Source organism: Amycolatopsis albispora (assembly GCF_003312875.1).
Lineage (GTDB): Bacteria > Actinomycetota > Actinomycetes > Mycobacteriales > Pseudonocardiaceae > Amycolatopsis > Amycolatopsis albispora.
The window spans coordinates 4,219,587-4,238,942 of sequence record NZ_CP015163.1; the positions used below are offsets into that span (position 1 = coordinate 4,219,587).

Below are 19,356 nucleotides of genomic sequence, written 5' to 3' on the forward strand. Positions count from 1 at the left end.
ACTAACGCAACAGGAGTGGCACTTGTCGACCGAATTGCCCGGCACCCGGCCCGGCGGGCGCACCGAGCGCAACCGGGTCGCCGTGCTGACCGCGACCCTGGACGTACTGGCCGAGCAGGGCTATCCCGGGCTCACCGTGGACGCCGTGGCCGATCGCTCCGGGGTGCACAAGACCACGCTGTACCGCCGCTGGGGCTCGGCCGAGGGCCTGGTCGCGGCCGCACTGCTGTTCGGCATCGAGCACGGCTGGGAGGTGCCGGACACCGGCTCGCTCGAAGGCGACCTCAGCGCGATGAACCGGGAACTGGCCGACTACTTCACCGACCCGGCGAAGTCCGCGATGCCGATGGCCTCGGTGGCGGCGGCCTTCCAGTCGCCCAAGGCCGCCGACGCGCTGCGCGAGTACTACCGGGACCGCCACCGCAAGGGCGCGGCGATGACCGAGCGCGCCATCGCGCGTGGTGAGGTCCCGGCGGACACCGACCCGGTCGAGGTGATGCGGCAGGCCGCCGCGCCGGTGTTCTACCGGCTTTTTGTCAGCCGGGAACCGGTGGACGCCGCCGTCGCCGACCGGGCCGCGCGGGTCGCCGTGATCGCCGCGCGAGCGGGCGCTTTCCGCACGGGCTAGGACTTTTCCAGGTACTCGGCACGTTCCTCGTCCACCACCGAAGCCACCATCCTGGCCAGGCCGCGGTGCCGCTCCAGCGCCGGATCCTCGGCGACGATCTCCTGCGCGCGCACCCGCGCCTCCGCGATGATCTCCTCGTCGCGCAGCAGCGACAGCAGCTTCAGCCCGGACCGCTTGCCGGACTGCGCCGCGCCGAGGATGTCCCCCTCACGCCGGATTTCCAGGTCCAGCTGGGAAAGCTCGAAACCGTCCGTTGTGGACTCGACGGCGTCCAGCCGCTCGCGGGTGGTGGTGCCCTCCAGCGCCTCGGTGACCAGCAGGCACAGCCCCGGCTTCGACCCTCGCCCGACGCGGCCGCGCAGCTGGTGCAGCTGGCTCACCCCGAACCGCTCGGCGTCCATGATCACCATCACCGTGGAGTTCGGCACGTTCACGCCGACTTCGATCACCGTGGTGGCCACCAGCACGTCCAGCTTCGCCGCGGCGAAGGCCCGCATCACCGCGTCCTTCTCGTCCGGCGGCATCCGCCCGTGCAGCACGCCGATCTTCAGGCCCTGCAACGGTCCCGCCGCCAGCTCCTCGGCCACGTCGAGCACCGCGAGCGGCGGCCGCTTGTCGCTCTTGTCCGACGCGGGCTCGTCGCCGATGCGCGGGCACACCACGTAGGCCTGGTCGCCCTTGCGCACGTCCTCGGCGACCCGGCCCCACACCCGGTCCAGCCACTGCGGTTTCTCCGCGACCGGCACGACCGTGGTCGAGATCGGCGAGCGCCCGGCGGGCATGTCGCGCAGTGAAGCCACTTCCAGGTCGCCGTACACCGTCATCGCCACCGTGCGCGGGATCGGCGTCGCGGTCATCACCAGCACGTGCGGGCTGGTGCCCTCGGCACCGCGCGTCCGCAGCGCGTCCCGCTGCTCCACGCCGAACCGGTGCTGCTCGTCGACCACCACAAAACCCAGGTCGGCGAACGAAACCGTGTCCTGGATCAGCGCGTGCGTGCCGACCACGATCCCGGCCGCGCCGCTCGCGGTGTCCAGCAGCGCCTGCTTGCGTTCCTTGGCGGGCAGCGAACCGGTGAGCAGGGTGATCTTCGTCGCGTTCTCCGCCGCGCCCAGCTCCCCGGCCTGCCCCAGCTCGCCGAGCATCTCGCGCAACGACCGCGCGTGCTGCGCGGCCAGCACCTCGGTGGGCGCCAGCATCGCGGCCTGGCGCCCGGCGTCGACCGCCTGGAGCATCGCCCGCAGCGCGACGATCGTCTTGCCGCTGCCGACCTCGCCCTGCAGCAGCAGGTTCATCGGGTGCTCGACCGACAGCGCCGCCGAGATCTTCGCGCCGACCTCGTGCTGCCCCGGCGTCAGCTCGAACGGCAGCCGCTGGTCGAAGGCTTCGAGCAGGCCGCCGGACTTCACCGCGCACACCGGCGCCGGCCGCGAAACCGCGGAATAGCGCCGCTGCGCGAAGATCAGCTGCACGGACATCGCCTCGTCCCACTTGAGCCGCCGCTTCGCCGACTCCAGGCGCGCCCAGCTCTCCGGGCGGTGGATCTGACGCAGCGCGTCGTGCAGCGACTCCAGCTTCTTCTCGGCGAGCAGTTCCGCGGGCATCGGGTCCTCGTCCGCGCCGTCGTCCAGGGTGTCCAGCACCTGCCGCACCGCACGCGCGATCGCCCACGTCTGGATGCCTTGCGCCGCCGGGTAAACCGGGAGAATGCCCATGAACTCGTCCATCACGGACGCGTTCAGGTCGTCGCCTTCGAACAGCTCGTACTCGGGATTGGCCAGCTGGAGGTTGTTGCGGAAGGCGGTCACCTTGCCCGCGAACAGCCCGGTCTTGCCGATCTTGAGCTCCCGCTCGCGGAAGACCTGGTTGAAGAAGGCCAGCTGCAGCCTGCGGCGGCCGTCGGTGATGGTGACCTCGAGAATCGTGCCCGCCCGCGCCCGCATGGACCGCCGCGACACCTTCTCCACCCTGGCCATCACGGTGACGTGCTCACCGAGTTCCAGCCCGCCGATGTCGGTCAGCGAACCCCGCTCGTCGTACCGCCGCGGATAGTGCCGCAGCAGGTCGGCGACGGTTTCGATGCCCAGCGAACCGGCCAGCGCCTTGGCCGTTTTCGCGCCGAGCAGCGGCGTCAGCTTGTCGTCAAGGACGGTCATCTTCCCTACTCCACCCCGATCAGCAGCACGGCGTCGGTCTGGCGTCCGGAATAGCACACCAGTTCGACCTCCGGGTGCTCGCCACGCAGCCAGCCGGTGAGCACCTCTTCGATGCCCGCCGGCGCGCCCACCCCGGTGACCACGGTGACCAGCTCGCCGCCCGGCCCGAGCAGCCTGGCCAGCACGGTGATCGCCGCCTCCAGCAGGTTCGCCTCGGTCGCCGGCGCCGGTTCGATGCGCACCACCTCACCGTCGACCAGGCCGACCACGTCACCGGCGTGCGCGCGGCCGACCACCGACAGCGCCTCACCGGTGGCCACCAGCACCTCACCGCGGCGGGTCGCGGCGGCGGCCTCCGCCATCGCCACCACGTCGTCGTTGGTGCGCCGGGCCGGGTCGTGCACCGCCAGCGCGGCCAGCACCTGCACCGGCGAGGCACACGGGATGACCACCACGTCGCGGTCACCGGCCATCGCGTGCCCGGCCGCGGTGTCCGCGGCGGCGGTCAGCTCGGGACCGCCGGGCAGCACGGTGACGTGCTTGCCGGTGGTCTCGGTGATCAGCCCCAGCATCTCCTCCACGCTCGGCACCGCACCCGCGGGCACCGACAGCACCGCGACGTTCTCCGCCCGGATCACCTCGGCCAGCCCGTCGCCGTGCACCACCGCGACCACCGTGCGGTCGAGCCCGCCACCCGGCTGCAGCGGCGCGGGCGTGACCAGCGGCTCGACCCGGATCCGGCGCGGGCGGCCCGCGTCCAGCGCGGCTTCGATGGCGGCGCCGATGTCCGCGCAGTGCACGTGGACCGCGTGCGCCCCGGCACCGTCGGCGGCCACGGTCACGCTGTCACCGAGCCCGCTGAGCGCCTTGCGCAGCACCGGCAGCGCGGCCTCGTCGGCGCCTTCGAGCAGGAACATCACTTCCCACGCGTACAACGCTGGCTCGCCGTGGCCGTGCCCGTGCGCGGTGAGCGGGTGGTCGTGGGTGTGCCCGCCGCCGGTGATCACGTCCAAGAGGGCGTCCAGCACGGCCACCACCCCGCGCCCGCCCGCGTCCACCACCCCGGCGCGCGCCAGCACGGGCAGCTGCTGCGGCGTCTGCTCCAGCGCCGCCGCGGCGGCTTCGGCGGCGGTGCGGGCGACCTCGGCCAGTTCACCGGTCGCCCCGGACACCGCCGAGGCCACCGCGTGCAGCACGCTCAGCATGGTCCCGGCGACCGGGCGGGCGACCGCGCCGGTGGCCACCTCGTCGGCGTGCCGGAACGCCTCGGCCAGCGCCGGGCCGTCGACCGGGCGGTCCGCCAGCGCCTCGGCGAGGCCGCGCAGCACCTGCGACAGGATCACCCCGGAGTTCCCCTTCGCGGCCGCGACCGCGCCCTTGGCCAGCACCGCGAGCGCGGCGCCGGCGGTGGCCGGGGCGGGTGCGCCGTGCAGCGCGTGCCAGGCGCCGGAGACGGTGTGGTGCAGGTTCGACCCGGTGTCGGAGTCCGCCACCGGGTAGACGTTGATGCCGTTGATCTCCGGTCGCAGCGCGTCCAGGCTGTGCGCGCAGGCCGAGGCCCAGCGCCCGACCGCGGCGGCGTCCAACTCGCGCACCCGTGTAACCTCCTGACCTGGTCCAGGCGAGGGTAGCGACCCCGTCCGGGCCGCCTCGGAATGTACTGGTTACTATGGTCGAGTTGCCTGGCCGCCGTGCCGGGCGTGATTCGTCTTCGAAGATCCAAAGGAGTTCGACGTGGCTGCCGTGTGCGACGTCTGTGGCAAGGGACCCGGCTTCGGTAAGTCGGTCTCACACTCCCACCGGCGGACCAGTCGCCGGTGGAACCCGAACATCCAGACCGTGCACGCCAAGGTCGGTCTGTCCCAGCGCAAGCGCCTGAACGTGTGCACCTCGTGCATCAAGGCTGGGAAGGTCGTCAGGGGCTGACGCCCTGAGACTCGAAAACGGCGGGTGCCCAGCAGGGCGCCCGCCGTTTTGGTGTGCCCGGGTGCCTACGGGAGCTTCCAGTCGACGGGTTGCGCGCCCTGCTGCACGAGGAGTTCGTTCACCCGGCTGAACGGGCGTGAGCCGAAGAAGCCGTTGTGCGCGGAAAGCGGGCTCGGGTGCACCGACTCCACGCACGGCACCCCGCCGAGCAGCGGCTTGAGCTTGCGCGCGTTGCTGCCCCAGAGAATCGCCACCAGCGGGCCACCGCGTTCGGCCAGCGCCTTGATCGCCTGCTCGGTGACCTCCTCCCAGCCCTTGCCCTGGTGGGAGTTCGGCTTGCCGGGGCGCACGGTGAGGGCCCGGTTGAGCAGCAGCACGCCCTGCTCGGTCCACGGCGTGAGGTCCCCGTTGGACGGCAGCGGGTGGCCGAGGTCGTCGGCGTACTCCTTGTAGATGTTCACCAGGCTCTTCGGCAGCGGCCGGACGTCCGGCGCGACGGCGAACGACAGCCCGATGGCGTGCCCCGGCGTCGGGTACGGGTCCTGGCCGACGACGAGCACCCGCACCTCGTCGAACGGTTGCTTGAACGCGCGCAGGACGTTTTCCCCGGCCGGGAGGTAGGTGCGCCCGGCGGCGATCTCCGCGCGGAGGAACTCGCCCATCGCGGCGATGTTGCGCTCCACCGGTGCGAGGGCCTTCGCCCAGCCTGCTTCGACGATCTCGTGCAGCGGTCGTGCGGTCACGGCGGGCGACTCTATCGCCCGCGTCACACCTTCGGGACGCCGACCTCAGCTAAGCAGTCGGAGTTCGTTGCGGAACCGCGCGGCACGGCCGACGTAGCTGGCGACCACGGCCTCGATCATCTCCGGGCCGAACGACCTGTTCTCCCGCGTCTTCGCCGGTACGCCCAGCGCGATCTCGCCGGAGCCCACCTTCGACCCGTACGACAGCACGGCTCCCGCACCGACCATGCCGCCGTCTTCGATCTCACTGCCGTTCAGCACCACCGAGCCCGACGCGATCAGGCAGCCGGTGCCGATCACCGCGCCCTCGACGTGCACCGAATGCCCCATCGCCGACGACGGCCCGAGCACGGTCGGGTGCTGCTCGGTGCAGTGGATGACGCAGCCGTCCTGCACGTTGGAGCGCTCGCCGATCTCGATGTAGCCGTTGTCCCCGCGCAGCACGGCCTGCGGCCACACCGAGGCGAACGCGCGGATCCGGACGTCGCCGATCAGGGTCGCGTCCGGGTGCACGTAGGCGTCGGGATGGATGTCGGGCACCAGGTCGCCGAGTGCGTAGATCGCCACGCTGTCCTCCTTCAGCCGGTCAGTGACTTCCGGTAGTACCGGCTCTCCACCGTGTCGGCGTAGTAGCCGAAGCCGTCCATTTCCAGGTAGCCGCTCGACCGGTACAGCTCGATCGCCTCGGGCTGCTCGGTGCCGGTCTCCAGCACCATCCGCCGCCGGCCGGCGGCCAGCGCGGTGCGCTCGAGTTCGGCGAGCATGGCCCGCGCGAACCCGCGCCCGCGCGCGGTGGCCGTGACGTACATGCGCTTGATCTCGGCGTCGCCGTCCCGCAGGACACCACCGTCGGCGTCACGCACCCGCCACGCCCCGGTCGCCACCGGGACGTCGTCGAGGTAGCCGACCAGGAACAACCCGTTGGGCGCGGCGAACTCCTCCGGGCGCACCGGGCTCTCGTCCGGCGACCCGTACCGCACCACGTACTCCTGCTGCACCTCGGCGATCAGCTTCTGCGCGTCCGGATCGTCGTAGGCGGTCACACGGATCTCCACGATCGGCACCCTAGCTGGTTTTCCAGTGCTCCCAGCCGGTCTCTTCGGTCACATACGGCCGCCCGTCCACCGTCACCCCGGACTCCGGCATGGTCACCGAGCCGATCCGGCGCCAGCCGGACGGCAGGTCCACGTGCGGCGGGAAGGTGGCCACGAGCGCGTGGTCCTCGCCGCCGGTGAGCACCCAGTGCTGCGCGTCGGCGCCGAGCGCGGCGGCCACCTCCTGGAGCCGCTGGTCCGGCTGGAGCGCCTCGGTGCGCACGTCGATGCCGACCTCGGACGCCTTCGCGATGTGCCCCAGATCGGCCAGCAGGCCGTCGGAGACGTCGATCATCGCGGTGGCCCCGGCCGACGCGGCCGCGGGCCCGGCGGCGTACGGCGGCTCGGGATAGCGGTGGGCGTTGACCACGCCGACCGGCGAGCGGAACCCGCGGCCGAGCACCACCAGCCCGGAGGCCGCCCAGCCCAGCCGCCCGCACACCGCGACCACGTCACCGGGCCGGGCACCCGCCCTGGTCACCGGCGGCAGCCCGTTCAGATCACCCAGTGCGGTGATGCTCACCACCAGGTTGTCCGACCGGACCACGTCGCCGCCGACCACGCCGATCCCGGCGCGTTCGGCCTCGGCCCACATGCCGTCGGCGAGCCCGGTCAGCACCGCCGCCGGGGTTTCGCCGGGGCAGGCGAAGCCGACCAGCACCGAGCTGGGCAGCGCGCCCATCGCGGCGATGTCGGCCAGGTTCACCGCCACCGCCTTGCGGCCCACCTGCTCGGGGGTGGACCAGTCGAGCCGGAAGTGCACCCCCTCCACCAGCACGTCGGTGCTGGCCACCACCCGTCCGTCGGGCGCGGCCACCAGCGCCGCGTCGTCGCCCGGCCCGAGCAGCGTGAACGGCGGCTGCGCGCGGCCTTCGGTGAGGGCGCGGATCAGGCCGAACTCACCCGTCTGCGCCACGGTCGGCTGCTCGGATGTGTCCCGCGGCACGCCGTTACCTCCTGACCTCAAATAGTCGGATCCCCTATCGTTCCCTTACTGGGGTACGTTCCTCAGACGTTCCTACCTTGCGCAGCCAGATCCAGACGAAGGGGCACGCCGTGGTCCACGCATACATCCTCATCCAGACCGAGGTCGGCAAGGCCGCGTCCGTCGCGGCGGAGATCGCGGGCATTCCCGGGGTCACCACCTCCGAGGACGTGACCGGGCCCTACGACGTGATCGTCCGGGCCGCCGCCGACAACGTCGACCAGCTGGGCCAGCTGGTGGTGGCCAAGGTGCAGAACGTGGAGGGCATCACCCGCACGCTGACCTGCCCCGTGGTGCACCTCTGACCCGTGCTGTAGTAGGTCCGTGCCTGAGTTCGACTCCGAGACCGGTGCCCCGCCCCGGCTGCTGATCGTGATCGCCGCGACCCTGGCGGTCGCGCTCGCCGCCGGGGTGGCGGTTTTCGGCATCCTCACCGGCTCGGCCGACGAGCAGGCCGCGCCACGCGACGACGGCCCGCTCCCCCTGGTGCCGGTGCCCGCGCCGCAGGCCGCCGCGCCCGAATGCGCCACGCTGCTCGGCGCGCTGCCCGGTGCGCTGACCTCCAACGGCGAGCAGCTCGCCAAGCGCGAGCTGGCGCAGCCCGCTCCCCCGTCCACCACCGCATGGGGCACCGGCGACCCGATCATCCTGCGTTGTGGTCTGGACCAGCCGCGCGAGCTGACCAGGACCGCCCAGCTGCGCGTGGTCAACTCGGTGCAGTGGCTGCCGGTGACCGCCGAGGGCACCACCACCTGGTTCCTCGCCGACCGCGCCGTCTACGTGGCGCTGACCGTGCCCGACAGCGCCGGGACCGGCCCGCTGCAGGAGATCTCCGACGCGATCGCGGGCGCGCTGCCCCCGGTGCCGCTGCGCTTCTCCGACGGTTGACCGGAATAGGAACGCTCATTAGCGTGAGTGTTTCCCGCCGCCACGCAGGAGACTCGGAGGACTCGATGCGTGCAGGCGTCACCGCAGTTGTCGTTTCGGCCGCGCTCGCGGCGCTCATCATTCCCGGCACCGCGTCGGCCGCGGTCGTCACCGTGCGGACCGGCGAGGAACTGAAGACCGCACTGTCCACAGTGCAACCGGGCGACACCATCCAGCTGGCCGCCGGCACCACCTTCACCGGCAACTTCAAGGCACCGGTCAGCGGCACGGCGAGCGCCCGGATCACGCTGAAGGGCCCGCGTGACGCGGTGCTCAAGGCGTCCGGCGGGCGTGGCCTCGAACTGACCGGCAGCTACTGGAACCTCGAAGGCTTCACCATCACCGGCGGGCAGAAGGGCCTGATGGCGCTGGGCGTGCGCCACACCGTCGTGGACGGCCTGCGCGTGCACGGCATCGGCCACGAAGCCATCCACTTCCAGCACGGCAGCACCGACAACGTGGTGCGCAACTCGGAGATCAGCGACACCGGCAAGCAGACGCCCAGCTACGGCGAGGGCATCTACTTCGGCTCGGCGAAGAGCAACTGGCCGGGCGGCACACCGGACCGCAGCGACCGCAACAAGGCGCTGGGCAACAAGATCGGGCCGAACGTGGCCGCCGAGGCGATCGACGTCAAGGAGGGCACCAGCGACGGTGAGCTGTCCGGCAACACCTTCGACGGCACCGGGCAGCTTGGCGAGAACTCCGGTGACAGCTGGGTGGACGTGAAGGGCAACGGCTACCGCGTGACGAACAACAAGGGCAGCAAGGTGTTCGTCACGACCAAGAGCTACGGCGGGTTCGAGGTGCACGTCCAGCTGGCGGGCTGGGGCGAGAACAACACCTTCGCGAACAACACCGCGGATGTGCGGTCAGCTGGCGCGTATGGCTTCTACATCCACAAAACGGGGCTGGGCAACAAGGTCTGCGCGAGCAACACGGTGACCAACGCGGGCAAGGGGTTCAGCAACGTGCCCGCCACCAGCGGCTGCTGACGGCCGGGTTGGAACACGAATGTGGCTTTCGGGGCCGAATCCGCCCCCAAAGCCACATTCGTGTCCGCCCGAGCCCTCGGCCTCACGTCACGAAAGCCACATTCGAGACGCCTCGTGTCACGAAAGCCACTTTCGAGACGCCTAGTGTCACGAAAGCCACTTTCGAGACGAAAAACGTCCCGAAAGCCACATTCGTGACACCCGCCCGGCCACCAGCGACTGTTGACGGCGGGCCCGCCAGTGAGCCGCCGCAGTCAGCGCAGGCCGGTGCCGCGGGCCAGCGCGGTGTCGACCAAAGTGGACAGCAGGGTCGGGTAGTCCACCCCGGTCACCGCCCACATCTTCGGGTAGGCCGAGGTGGCGGTGAAGCCCGGCATGGTGTTCACCTCGTTGATGGTGAGCGTGCCGTCGGCGCCGACGAAGAAGTCCACCCTGGCCAGGCCCTGGCAGTCCAGCGCGTGGAAGGCGTCGACGGCCATCTCGCGCAGGCGCTCGGTCACCTGGTCGTCCAGCTTCGCCGGGATGTCCAGCTCCGCCGCCTCGCCGAGGTACTTGGTTTCGAAGTCGTACCAGGCGCTTTCGTCGGTGGCGAGCACGCGGATCTCCGCAGGCAGCGAGGCTTCGACCCGGCCGTCGGGGAACTCCAGCACGCCGCATTCGACCTCACGGCCGACCACCGCGGCCTCGACGAGCACCTTCGGATCGGTCTCGCGGGCCAGCGCGATCGCCGCGTCCAGCTGGGACCAGTCGGTCACCTTGCTGATGCCGATCGAGGACCCGGCCCTGGCCGGTTTGACAAAAACCGGCAGGCCAAGGCGTTCGCGCTCGGCTTCGGGCAAAGTGGACTGTCCACGCCGGAGCACCGCGTAGTCGCCGCCGGGCAGGCCCTCGGCGGCGAGCAGCTTCTTGGCGAACTCCTTGTCCATCGCCGTCGCGCTGGCGAGCACGCCGGCACCGACGTAGGGCACGTCCGCCAGTTCCAGCAGGCCCTGGATGGTGCCGTCCTCACCGAAGGCGCCGTGCAGCACCGGGAAGATCACGTCCACCGCGCCGATCGCGTCCACCCCGGCGTCCAGCGAGACCAGTTCGCGGTTGGTGCGGTCACCGGTGAGCACCAGGCTGCGGCCGTCGGCCACCACCGGCAGCTGGTCGCCCTCGATGCGCAGGCGGTCCGGGTCGCTCGTGCCGAGCACCCAGCCACCCTCGCGGGTGATGCCGATGGGCACGATCTCGAACCGCTCGGGATCCAGGTTCGCCAGCACACTGCCCGCCGAAACGCAGGAGATGGTGTGCTCGGTGCTGCGGCCGCCGAACACCACGGCGACCCGCGTCTTGGCTGCGGTCATGAGGCGTCACCCTACCGGGCTCTTGTGGATCACTCCGGGCCGCAGTAGGCGGACCAGCGTGTCCAGCGCGCCGGCCAGCGCGTCGCGGGAACAACCCGAATAGGCGAGCGGGATGCCGTAGGCGGTCGGGATGCCCGCGAAATGGCGCCCGAGGTGGTCGAGCCGGATGCCCGCCGCCTCGGCCGCGCGCACCTTGTCGCGTTCCTCGGCCGCCGAGTTCAGCGGGACCACCAGGTGCGCGCCCGCGTCGTCACCGAGGACCGGGATGCCGCTGTCGTACAGCGCGCCGGTCAGCATGGACCGCCGCTCGGACAGCTCGCGGCGCAGTTTCCGCAGGTGACGGCCCAGGTCGCCGTGGCGGGCCAGCTCGATCAGCACGCGCTGCCCGGCCGGGGACGGCCGGGTGCCGACGCGGTCGCGGTACTCCAGCACCGCCGCGGCCACCTTCGGCGGCGCGACCATCCAGCCCGCGCCGAGCGTGGGCGTGAGGATCTTGCTGGTGGTGCCCAGGTGCACCACCACGTCCGGGGCCAGCGCGGCGAGCAGCGGCAACGGCGCCACGTCGAACCGCAGCTCACCGTCGTAGTCGTCCTCGATGAGCAGGAAGTCCTCGGCCCGCGCCCGCTCGACCAGCTGGACCCGCCTGGCCGCGCTCATCCGGCTGCCCATCGGGTACTGGTGCGCCGGAGAGCAGTAGACCGCGCGCAGCCCGCGCGGCACCGCGCCCGGGCGCAGCCCCTCGCCGTCCACCGGCACCGGCACGGTCTTCAGCCCGATGCTGGTCAGCGCCTGCACGGCCCGCTGGTACCCGGGTTCCTCGACGCCGATCACGTCACCGGGGCGGAAGATCGCACCGGCGATCTCGATCAACGCGGCGGTGGTGCCCGCGGTGGCCAGCACCGAGTCCGTGCCCGCGGGGAGCCCGCGGTGGCGGAGCAGGTGCTCGGCGATCACCGCGCGGTAGTCGAACAGGCCGGCGCGATGGGCCCTGGACAACGGCGGCGCGTCGGCGGCCGCGCGCCAGGCCCGTCGCCAGGCCGCGCGGTCCAGCCCGTCGGCCCACGGCACCCCGGGGCTGAGGTCGAGCAGGTCGGGCCGGGCCGGTGCCTCGCCGATGACCAGGCCGCGGGCGGGCCGGTCACGCGGCGGCGAGGTGGTGACGTAGGTACCAGAGCCGTGCCGCCCGGCAATCCAGCCTTCGGCGTGCAGTTGCTCGTATGCTGCCGAGGTCACCGTCCGGCTGACGCCGAGGCGGTTGGCGAGCGCCCGCGTGGACGGAAGGCGGTCGCCGCCACGCAGGTGGCCGGTGGCGGCCGACTCACGCAGCGCGTCGGCGAGCTGCACGGCGAGCGGGGTTGCGCTCCGGCGGTCAAGGCGCACCGGCAGCGCGGTGTCGGAATGCGGCAAAGTGGCCTCTTGGAACTTGGCGGCGATTGGCCATTCAATGATGCCACTTAGCCGAGGTTAGCTGGGGACATGACCCCATTGTCACCTACTCCGCGCAGCACCCTGACCCGGAAGAAGGACCGCGGCCGGACCGACCGGGCCGAGTTGTACGCCGTGCTCGACGAGGGCCTGGTCTGCCACCTCGGCCTGGTGCTCGACGGCTCACCGGTGGTGCTGCCGACCGGCTACGGCCGCGACGGGGAAACGCTCTACCTGCACGGCTCCACCGGCTCCCCGAGCATGCGCGCGGCCGCCACCGAGATCGACATCTGCGTGACGGTGACCCTGCTCGACGCCGTGGTGTACTCGCGCTCGGTCAACGACCACTCGATGAACTACCGCAGCGCCGTGGTGCACGGGCGGGCACGCGCGCTGTCCGGGGACGAGAAGTGGCACGGGCTGCGTGTGCTCACCGACCACCTCGCGCCCGGTTCGTGGGAGCACGCGCGCGAGGTCAGCGCCAAGGAGTTCGCGGCGGTCTCGGTGCTCGCGCTCGACCTGGCCGAGGCGTCGGTGAAGGTGCGCGACGCCGGTGCGCTCGACCACCCCGACGACGTGGAGGCGGACGCCGCGTGGGCGGGCGTGCTGCCGATCCGGATGTCCTTCGGGGAGCCCGATACCGATCCGAAGTGCTCGGTCCCGGTGCCCGCTCACGTGGTGGAGCGGGTGGGCCCGTCGACGAAGCTGCCGCGGTAGCTGCGCATGGCCCGGCCGCCGGAGCGGTAGACGTGCACGCTGATCGCCGGGTCGCCGCCGGGGTTGTGCACGTGGTGCACGTAACCCGGGGCGAACACGCGTGACTGACCGGCGACCAGCGGGTGCACCTCGGTGACCACGCGGCCGTCGACGGCCCGGCGGCTGACGGTTTCGGTCAGCGCGCCGGAGACCACGGTGAAGGCGCCGGTCGACTCGACGTGGTCGTGCAGGTCGGTTTCCTGGCCGGGCAGCCAGCTCATCAGCCAGATCTCCTGCTCTTCGTCACGGGCGATGAGCGCGGAGAAGCGCTGGTCGGGGTCGTAGCGGAGCAGGTGGCGCCAGCGGTCTCGGTCGTTGGCGTACTCCAGTGCGACGCGCACGGGGTGGCGCTGCACCGCGTTTTCGGCCAGCGCGACGGTGTTGTCCGGAACGGCGAACATGGTGGTTTGTCCTTTATGGGTGTTGTGGCGGCTGGAAACGAGCAGGATTCAGCGGCAACAACACGGACACAGCGCGAAGACACGGGGCATGCCTCGAAGGCCGGCTCGCACGGGCGTCTCACGCATCAACACACCACGAGCGAAGCAGCAGGCTCCGCCGCGGTCAACCACGTCCCACCCAGTGAACACCGAGTGTGATCAGGACCATTCGTGCTTCCGGGTGCGGCCGAGCAGTTCGGCGCCCAGCCGTCGCGGGTCCTCCCCGCCGTGGCAGACGCGGTGCATGGCGTCCGTGATCGGCATGTCGACCCCGAGGCCGGAGGCGAGTTCCCGGATGGACGTGCACGACTTCACGCCCTCGGCCACCTGACCGCCGACCGCCTCCTGCGCCTGCGCGACCGACTCACCGCGCCCGAGCCGCTCCCCGAAGGTCCGGTTCCGCGACAGCGGCGACGAGCAGGTGGCGACCAGGTCGCCCACCCCGGCCAGCCCGGCGAAGGTCAGCGGGTCGGCACCCAGCTTCACGCCGAGCCGCGCCATTTCGGCCAGGCCGCGGGTGATCAGCGTCGCCATGGTGTTCGTGCCGAAACCGAGCCCGGCGGCCATGCCGCAGCTCAGCGCGATCACGTTCTTGCACGCGCCACCCAGCTCGCAGCCCACCACGTCGGTGTTCGTGTACGGCCGGAAGTAGCCCGTCGAGCAGGCCCGCTGCACGGCCACCGCGCGCTCGTGGTCGGCGCACGCGACCACCGCCGCCGACGGCTGCTCCTGCGCGATCTCCTTGGCCAGGTTCGGCCCGGAGACCACCACCACCTGCCCGTCCGGCACCCCGGCGATCTCGGTGATCACCTCGCTCATCCGCTTCAGCGTGCCCAGTTCCACGCCCTTGGCCAGGCTGACCAGCACCGCGTCCGGCGGCAGCAGCCCGCGCCACGCGGTCAGGTTGGCCCGCAGGCTCTGGCTCGGCACGGCCAGCACCACCGCCTGCGCGCCGTCGAGCGCGGCGGCCGGGTCGGCGGTGGCGGTGATCCGCGACGGCAGCGCCACGCCCGGCAGGTAACCGCCGTTGGTCCCGGCGTCGGTGATCTCCGCGGCGACCTCCGGCCGCCGGGCCCACATCGTCACGTCGCGCCCGGCGTCACCGAGCACCTTGGCGAAGGTGGTGCCCCACGAGCCGGCCCCGAGCACGGTGACCCGCTGGATGTCCATGCCGGTCATGTTTTCAGTCCTCGTCGGGTCGCGTGGCCGGCGGCTGTTCCCCGCGCACTTCGGCGAGCAGCGCGGTCACCTCGTCCATCATCAGGTCGGTCACCTCACGCAGCACCTTCGCACCGAGCGGGCGGCCGCGGTAGGGCGAGAGGTCGAGCGGCTCGCCCACCGAGTGCACCACGCGCTTGCGCGGGAACGGCCGGAACTTCCTGGTGTAGCCGTTGAGGATCTCGTGCGTGCCCCAGCGCGCGATCGGGATCACCGGCACGTCGTTCTGCAGCGCCAGCCGCGCGGCACCGGTGTAGGACTTCTTCGGCCAGACCGCCGGGTCCCTGGTGATCGTGCCCTCGGGATAGATCACCACCACCTTGCCCTCGCGCAGTGCCTGGTGCGCCGCGCGCAGGCTGTCACCGGCGCTGGACGAGCCGCGGTAGACCGGGATGCCGCCCGAGCCGATGAGGATCTTGCCGAGCAGCGGCGTGCGGGTCAGGCTCTCCTTCGCCATGAACCGCGGCACGCGCTTGTTGCGGTGCACCAGCACCGCGTCGACCACCGGGTCGAGGTGGGAGATGTGGTTGAGCACCAGCAGCGCGCCCCCGGTGCGCGGGATGCGCTCGCTGTGCCGGTACTCCCGCCTGCCGAGCAGGGTCAGCGGGTAGAACAGCGCCGCGGCGGTCCCGACCCAGAAACCGCCCTTTTCCCGATCGGCCAAAACTCCTCCTCGCTCCGGTTCCCCGCTGATCCAGTGATCCTGCCTCCCGGCGCGGCACGGAGGTAGGGCGGGTCGGTGCGCGCGGGGGTAGAAAGGAGGCGTGGCTCGCGAGGTGGACCTGATCGTCCCGATGAAACCGCCCAGCCTGGGCAAGTCCAGGCTGCGTGGTGCGCTGGACGACATGCACGACGAGGACACCCATACCGAACTCGTGCTGTCACTCGCCGCCGACACGCTCGCCGCGGCGACCTCGGCGAACGGCGTCCGCCGGGTGCTGGTGGTGGCCGCCGAACCGGCCGCGCTGACCGGGCTGCACCGGCTCGGCGTCGAGATCGTCGGCGACGCCGGGGTGCGCGGGCTCAACCAGGCACTTCGCCGCGGGGAGGCGATCCTGCGCCGCGCCGATCCCGGCGGGGTGGTCGCCGCGCTGCAGGCCGACCTCCCCGCGCTGCGACCGGACGAGCTGGCGATGGCGCTCGGTGCCGCCGCCGACCGCCGTGCCTTCGTCGCCGACCGCCAGGGCACCGGCACCACGCTGCTGGTCGCCGCGCCCGGTGAACCGCTGGACCCGCGCTTCGGCACCGGCTCCGCGCTCGCGCACACCGCGTCGGGCGCGGTGCCGCTGGACGTGCTCGCGCCCTCGCTGCGCAGCGACGTGGACACCGCCGCCGACCTCGCCAACGCCAGGAGACTCGGGCTCGGCGAGCGCACCTCGACCCTGCTCGGCGAGGCCTGCTGCCTGAGCTGAGCGTCACCAGGTGGAATTCATCGTGTCGTAGATCGCGGTATGCGCAGGAAGCCGCCGAGTACGGAAGAATGCAGGTTGTGAGCGAGCCGCTGAACCCCCCACCCGCCCCACCCGACCTGCGCCGGGCCCGGCCCACCGCCGACCAGTCCGCGCCGGAGAAACACGGCGTGCCCTCGGCACCACCGGCGGTGACCGCGGCGGCGCCGCTGACCGACTCGCTCCCCGACGACCGCTACTTCAACCGCGAGCTGTCGTGGCAGGACTTCAACGCGCGCGTGCTCGCGCTGGCCGAGGACGCCTCGCAGCCGCTGCTCGAGCGGGCCAAGTTCCTCGCCATCTTCGCGTCCAATTTGGACGAGTTCTACATGGTGCGGGTGGCCGGGCTGAAGCGCCGCGACGAGACCGGCCTGTCGGTGCGCAGCGCGGACGGGCTCACCCCGCGCGAGCAGCTGGCCTACATCGCCAAGCGCAACCAGGACCTGGTGGAGCGGCACACCGGGGCGTTCGAGGAGGAACTGCGCCCCGAGCTGGCCGCGGTCGGCATCCGGATCGTCAGCTGGTCCGATTTGGACAGCCCGGACCAGCTGCGGCTGTCGAACTACTTCACCGACCAGATCTTCCCGGTGCTCACCCCGCTCGCGGTGGACCCGGCGCACCCGTTCCCGTACATTTCGGGCCTTTCGCTCAACCTCGCGGTGACCGTGCGCGACCCGGAGGGCGGCACCGAGCGCTTCGCGCGGGTCAAGGTGCCGAGCAACGTGCCCCGGCTGATCCGGGTGGAGGCGCACCGCGAGCAGCGCGAGGCGACCTTCCTGCCGCTGGAGGAACTGATCTCGGCGCACCTCGGTGAGTTGTTCACCGGCATGGAGGTCACCGAGCACCACGTTTTCCGGATCACCCGCAACGCCGACTTCGAGGTCGAGGAGGACCGCGACGAGGACCTCCTGCAGGCGCTCGAACGCGAGCTGGCGCAACGCCGGTTCGGCCCGCCGGTCCGGCTCGAAGTGGCGCAGGACATGAGCGAGCACATGCTCGAACTGCTGCTGCGCGAGCTGGAGGTGGACCCGCGCGACGTGGTCGAGGTGCCCGGGCTGCTCGACCTGACCTGCCTGCACCAGCTGTCCGGCGTGGACCGCAAGGAGCTCAAGTACCCGACCTTCGTGCCCGCCACGCACCCGGCCTTCGGCGAGCGCGAGACGCCGAAGAGCGTGTTCGCCACGCTGCGCGAGGGCGACGTGCTGGTGCACCACCCGTACGACTCGTTCTCCACCAGCGTGCAGCGCTTCGTCGAGCAGGCCGCCGCTGATCCCAAGGTGCTGGCGATCAAGCAGACGCTGTACCGCACCTCCGGTGACTCGCCGATCGTGGACGCGCTCGTCGACGCGGCCGAGGCGGGCAAGCAGGTGGTGGCGCTGGTGGAGATCAAGGCGCGCTTCGACGAGCAGGCCAACATCACCTGGGCCCGCACGCTGGAACGCGCCGGCGTGCACGTGGTCTACGGGCTGATGGGGCTCAAGACGCACTGCAAGACCGCGCTGGTGGTGCGGCAGGAGGGCTCGACCATCCGCCGCTACTGCCACATCGGCACCGGCAACTACAACCCGAAGACCGCGCGGCTGTACGAGGACCTCGGGCTGCTCACCGCGGACCCGAGCATCGGCGCCGACCTGACCGACCTGTTCAACGTGCTCACCGGGTACTCGCGGCAGGACACCTTCCGCAACATCCTCACCGCGCCCAACGGCATCCGGCGCGGCATCCTGGCCTACATCGCCGAAGAGGTCGAGCACGCGCGCGCCGGTCGCCCGGCGGGTGTGCGGATCAAGTGCAACTCGCTGGTCGACGAGCAGGTGATCGACGCGCTGTACCAGGCGTCGCAGGCCGGGGTCGAGGTCGACGTGGTGGTGCGCGGGATCTGCTCGCTGAAACCGGGCGTGGAGGGGCTGAGCGACAACATCCGCGTCCGCTCGATCCTCGGCCGGTTCCTGGAGCACTCGCGGATCCTGCACTTCCGCGGTGGCGGCAGCTACTGGATCGGCAGCGCGGACATGATGCACCGCAACCTCGACCGCCGGATCGAAGCGCTGGTGCGGGTCAAGGACGCCAAGCTGATGCGGCAGCTGGACGAGATCTTCGAGTCCGCGCTCGACCCGGCCACGCGCTGCTGGGTGCTCACCGCGACCGGCGAGTGGTCACCGTCCCCGGCGGACAACACCGAGGTGCGGGACCATCAGGTGGAGCTGATCTCGAAGCACAGGGCGAACGGTTGAACGACGAAGAGACGAAGGTCCGCGCCGCCGGCGCGGTGCTGTGGCGGTCCGCGCCAGGTGGTACCGAAATCGCGGTGGTGCACCGCCCGCGCTACGACGACTGGTCGCTGCCCAAGGGCAAGCTCGACCCCGGTGAGACCACGGCCGCCGCGGCCGTGCGCGAACTCCACGAGGAGACCGGTTTCCGCGTGGTGCTCGGGCGCTTCCTGAAGCAGGTCGCCTACCGGGTGCCCGCGCCGGGCGGGGACGGCACGGTCGGCAAGACCGTCGACTACTTCAGCGCGCGCGTGGCGAGCGGTGAGTTCACGCCGAACGAGGAAGTCGACGAGCTGCGCTGGCTGCGCCCGGCCGAAGCCGAGGCGATCCTGACCCGCCAGGGGGATGTGGAGACGCTGCGCGAGTTCTGCGCGCTGCCCGCCGACCTGACCACCGTGCTGCTGGTCCGCCACGCCAAGGCGGGCAAGCGCGACGAGTGGACCGGGGACGATGACCTGCGCCCGCTGTCCAACGCCGGGCTGCGGCAGGCCGATGGTGTGCGCGCGGTCACCACGCTGTTCGGCCCGGACCGGGTGCTTTCCGCGCCGCGCCTGCGGTGCGTGCAGACCGTGCAGAAGGTCGCCGAGGACCTCGGCACCGAGGTGATCCAGGAACACCTGCTCTCCGAAGAGGGTTACTGGGCCGACCCGGTGCTCGGCCTGGCGCGGTTCCTGGCCATCGCCGGTGACGGCGGCACGCCGCTGATCTGCAGCCAGGGCGGGGTGATCCCGGACGTGGTCACGCAGCTGGCCGAACGCGACGGGGTCCAGCTCGACCTGCGCAGCCGGGTCACCGACGCCGAGCAGCAGCGGCGGCCCGCGCCGGCGAAGAAGGGTTCGTTGTGGTTGCTCAGCTTCCGGCCCGCCGCCGGGAACGACGGCCCGCGCCTGGCCGCGGCCACCTACTTCGCCAGCCAGCTGCCCTCGCCTTCGCCGTTGAACAGCGCGAAAGGCGAGTGACAGCGACCTGACAGCCCATCCTGCTGTACTGCGTCCACGC

At 71.6% G+C, this 19,356-nt stretch carries 20 protein-coding genes; 9 read left to right on the top strand and 11 right to left on the bottom strand.

Annotation, left to right across the window (positions count from 1 at the left end):
- The first annotated feature begins 22 nt into the window (after positions 1 to 22).
- The gene (locus A4R43_RS19660; RefSeq protein ID WP_113693672.1) at positions 23 to 628 is read left to right on the top strand and encodes a TetR/AcrR family transcriptional regulator; all 606 of its coding nucleotides are present in this window, start codon (positions 23 to 25) and stop codon (positions 626 to 628) included.
- On the opposite strand, the gene recG is transcribed toward A4R43_RS19660, so the two are convergent.
- Both recG and A4R43_RS19670 read right to left on the bottom strand, forming a co-directional pair.
- Positions 625 to 2,784, bottom strand: coding sequence for an ATP-dependent DNA helicase RecG (recG, locus tag A4R43_RS19665; RefSeq protein WP_113693673.1), 2,160 nt, complete (start codon positions 2,782 to 2,784; stop codon positions 625 to 627). The genes A4R43_RS19660 and recG overlap by 4 nt on opposite strands.
- Positions 2,785 to 2,789: 5 nt before the next feature.
- Entirely contained in the window at positions 2,790 to 4,379 is a 1,590-nt protein-coding gene (locus tag A4R43_RS19670) for a DAK2 domain-containing protein (RefSeq protein ID WP_113693674.1), read from the bottom strand.
- A 139-nt stretch (positions 4,380 to 4,518) separates the two neighbouring features.
- Between A4R43_RS19670 and rpmB the strand changes: the two genes are divergently transcribed.
- Positions 4,519 to 4,710 carry a 50S ribosomal protein L28 gene (gene rpmB / locus A4R43_RS19675; protein ID WP_113693675.1) on the top strand — a complete coding sequence of 64 codons (192 nt, stop codon included), beginning with the start codon at positions 4,519 to 4,521 and terminating at the stop codon, positions 4,708 to 4,710.
- Between the two features lie 65 nt (positions 4,711 to 4,775).
- Here the strand turns inward: rpmB and A4R43_RS19680 are convergent, their stop codons facing one another.
- Genes A4R43_RS19680 through A4R43_RS19695 form a run of 4 tightly spaced genes read right to left on the bottom strand, consistent with a single transcriptional unit; the run spans position 4,776 to position 7,493 of the window.
- A complete protein-coding gene (locus tag A4R43_RS19680; RefSeq protein ID WP_113693676.1) occupies positions 4,776 to 5,453 on the bottom strand; it encodes a uracil-DNA glycosylase in 678 nt (225 codons plus the stop codon).
- A 45-nt stretch (positions 5,454 to 5,498) separates the two neighbouring features.
- Entirely contained in the window at positions 5,499 to 6,020 is a 522-nt protein-coding gene (locus A4R43_RS19685) for a gamma carbonic anhydrase family protein (protein WP_113693677.1), read from the bottom strand.
- Between the two features lie 11 nt (positions 6,021 to 6,031).
- Positions 6,032 to 6,508 carry a GNAT family N-acetyltransferase gene (locus A4R43_RS19690; RefSeq protein ID WP_113697736.1) on the bottom strand — a complete coding sequence of 159 codons (477 nt, stop codon included), beginning with the start codon at positions 6,506 to 6,508 and terminating at the stop codon, positions 6,032 to 6,034.
- 10 nt (positions 6,509 to 6,518) lie between these two features.
- Positions 6,519 to 7,493 (bottom strand): thiamine-phosphate kinase, encoded by a 975-nt coding sequence (locus A4R43_RS19695; RefSeq protein ID WP_113693678.1) that lies wholly within the window; start codon positions 7,491 to 7,493, stop codon positions 6,519 to 6,521.
- A 110-nt stretch (positions 7,494 to 7,603) separates the two neighbouring features.
- On the opposite strand from A4R43_RS19695, the gene A4R43_RS19700 reads away from it, so the two are divergent.
- The 3 genes from A4R43_RS19700 to A4R43_RS19710 all read left to right on the top strand — a co-directional run bounded on the left by A4R43_RS19700 (position 7,604) and on the right by A4R43_RS19710 (position 9,454).
- Complete coding sequence (locus tag A4R43_RS19700) at positions 7,604 to 7,837, top strand: Lrp/AsnC family transcriptional regulator (protein WP_113697737.1); 234 nt, start codon at positions 7,604 to 7,606, stop codon at positions 7,835 to 7,837.
- A gap of 19 nt (positions 7,838 to 7,856) precedes the next feature.
- Positions 7,857 to 8,420, top strand: a complete 564-nt coding sequence (locus A4R43_RS19705) for a DUF3515 domain-containing protein (RefSeq protein ID WP_113693679.1) — start codon at positions 7,857 to 7,859, stop codon at positions 8,418 to 8,420.
- Between the two features lie 65 nt (positions 8,421 to 8,485).
- Positions 8,486 to 9,454 (top strand): right-handed parallel beta-helix repeat-containing protein, encoded by a 969-nt coding sequence (locus tag A4R43_RS19710; RefSeq protein WP_113693680.1) that lies wholly within the window; start codon positions 8,486 to 8,488, stop codon positions 9,452 to 9,454.
- A 254-nt stretch (positions 9,455 to 9,708) separates the two neighbouring features.
- On the opposite strand, the gene A4R43_RS19715 is transcribed toward A4R43_RS19710, so the two are convergent.
- A complete protein-coding gene (locus tag A4R43_RS19715; RefSeq protein WP_113693681.1) occupies positions 9,709 to 10,800 on the bottom strand; it encodes a D-alanine--D-alanine ligase family protein in 1,092 nt (363 codons plus the stop codon).
- Between the two features lie 6 nt (positions 10,801 to 10,806).
- The gene (pdxR, locus tag A4R43_RS19720; RefSeq protein ID WP_113693682.1) at positions 10,807 to 12,207 is read right to left on the bottom strand and encodes a MocR-like pyridoxine biosynthesis transcription factor PdxR; all 1,401 of its coding nucleotides are present in this window, start codon (positions 12,205 to 12,207) and stop codon (positions 10,807 to 10,809) included.
- Between the two features lie 69 nt (positions 12,208 to 12,276).
- Between pdxR and A4R43_RS19725 the strand changes: the two genes are divergently transcribed.
- Positions 12,277 to 12,942, top strand: a complete 666-nt coding sequence (locus A4R43_RS19725; protein ID WP_113693683.1) for a pyridoxamine 5'-phosphate oxidase family protein — start codon at positions 12,277 to 12,279, stop codon at positions 12,940 to 12,942.
- On the opposite strand, the gene A4R43_RS19730 is transcribed toward A4R43_RS19725, so the two are convergent.
- From A4R43_RS19730 to A4R43_RS19740, 3 genes are all read right to left on the bottom strand, one after another.
- Positions 12,897 to 13,382 carry a cysteine dioxygenase gene (locus A4R43_RS19730; protein ID WP_113693684.1) on the bottom strand — a complete coding sequence of 162 codons (486 nt, stop codon included), beginning with the start codon at positions 13,380 to 13,382 and terminating at the stop codon, positions 12,897 to 12,899. The two genes, A4R43_RS19725 and A4R43_RS19730, sit on opposite strands and share 46 nt — an antisense overlap.
- A 198-nt stretch (positions 13,383 to 13,580) precedes the next feature.
- Positions 13,581 to 14,591 carry an NAD(P)H-dependent glycerol-3-phosphate dehydrogenase gene (locus tag A4R43_RS19735; protein ID WP_113697738.1) on the bottom strand — a complete coding sequence of 337 codons (1,011 nt, stop codon included), beginning with the start codon at positions 14,589 to 14,591 and terminating at the stop codon, positions 13,581 to 13,583.
- Between the two features lie 13 nt (positions 14,592 to 14,604).
- Complete coding sequence (locus tag A4R43_RS19740; RefSeq protein ID WP_113693685.1) at positions 14,605 to 15,303, bottom strand: lysophospholipid acyltransferase family protein; 699 nt, start codon at positions 15,301 to 15,303, stop codon at positions 14,605 to 14,607.
- A gap of 130 nt (positions 15,304 to 15,433) precedes the next feature.
- Between A4R43_RS19740 and cofC the strand changes: the two genes are divergently transcribed.
- From cofC to A4R43_RS19755, 3 genes are all read left to right on the top strand, one after another.
- A complete protein-coding gene (gene cofC, locus A4R43_RS19745) occupies positions 15,434 to 16,051 on the top strand; it encodes a 2-phospho-L-lactate guanylyltransferase (protein ID WP_113697739.1) in 618 nt (205 codons plus the stop codon).
- Between the two features lie 68 nt (positions 16,052 to 16,119).
- Positions 16,120 to 18,321 (top strand): RNA degradosome polyphosphate kinase, encoded by a 2,202-nt coding sequence (locus tag A4R43_RS19750; RefSeq protein WP_113693686.1) that lies wholly within the window; start codon positions 16,120 to 16,122, stop codon positions 18,319 to 18,321.
- The gene (locus tag A4R43_RS19755; RefSeq protein ID WP_236809129.1) at positions 18,318 to 19,316 is read left to right on the top strand and encodes an NUDIX hydrolase; all 999 of its coding nucleotides are present in this window, start codon (positions 18,318 to 18,320) and stop codon (positions 19,314 to 19,316) included. The genes A4R43_RS19750 and A4R43_RS19755 overlap by 4 nt, the downstream gene beginning before the upstream one ends.
- The last annotated feature ends 40 nt before the right edge of the window (positions 19,317 to 19,356 follow it).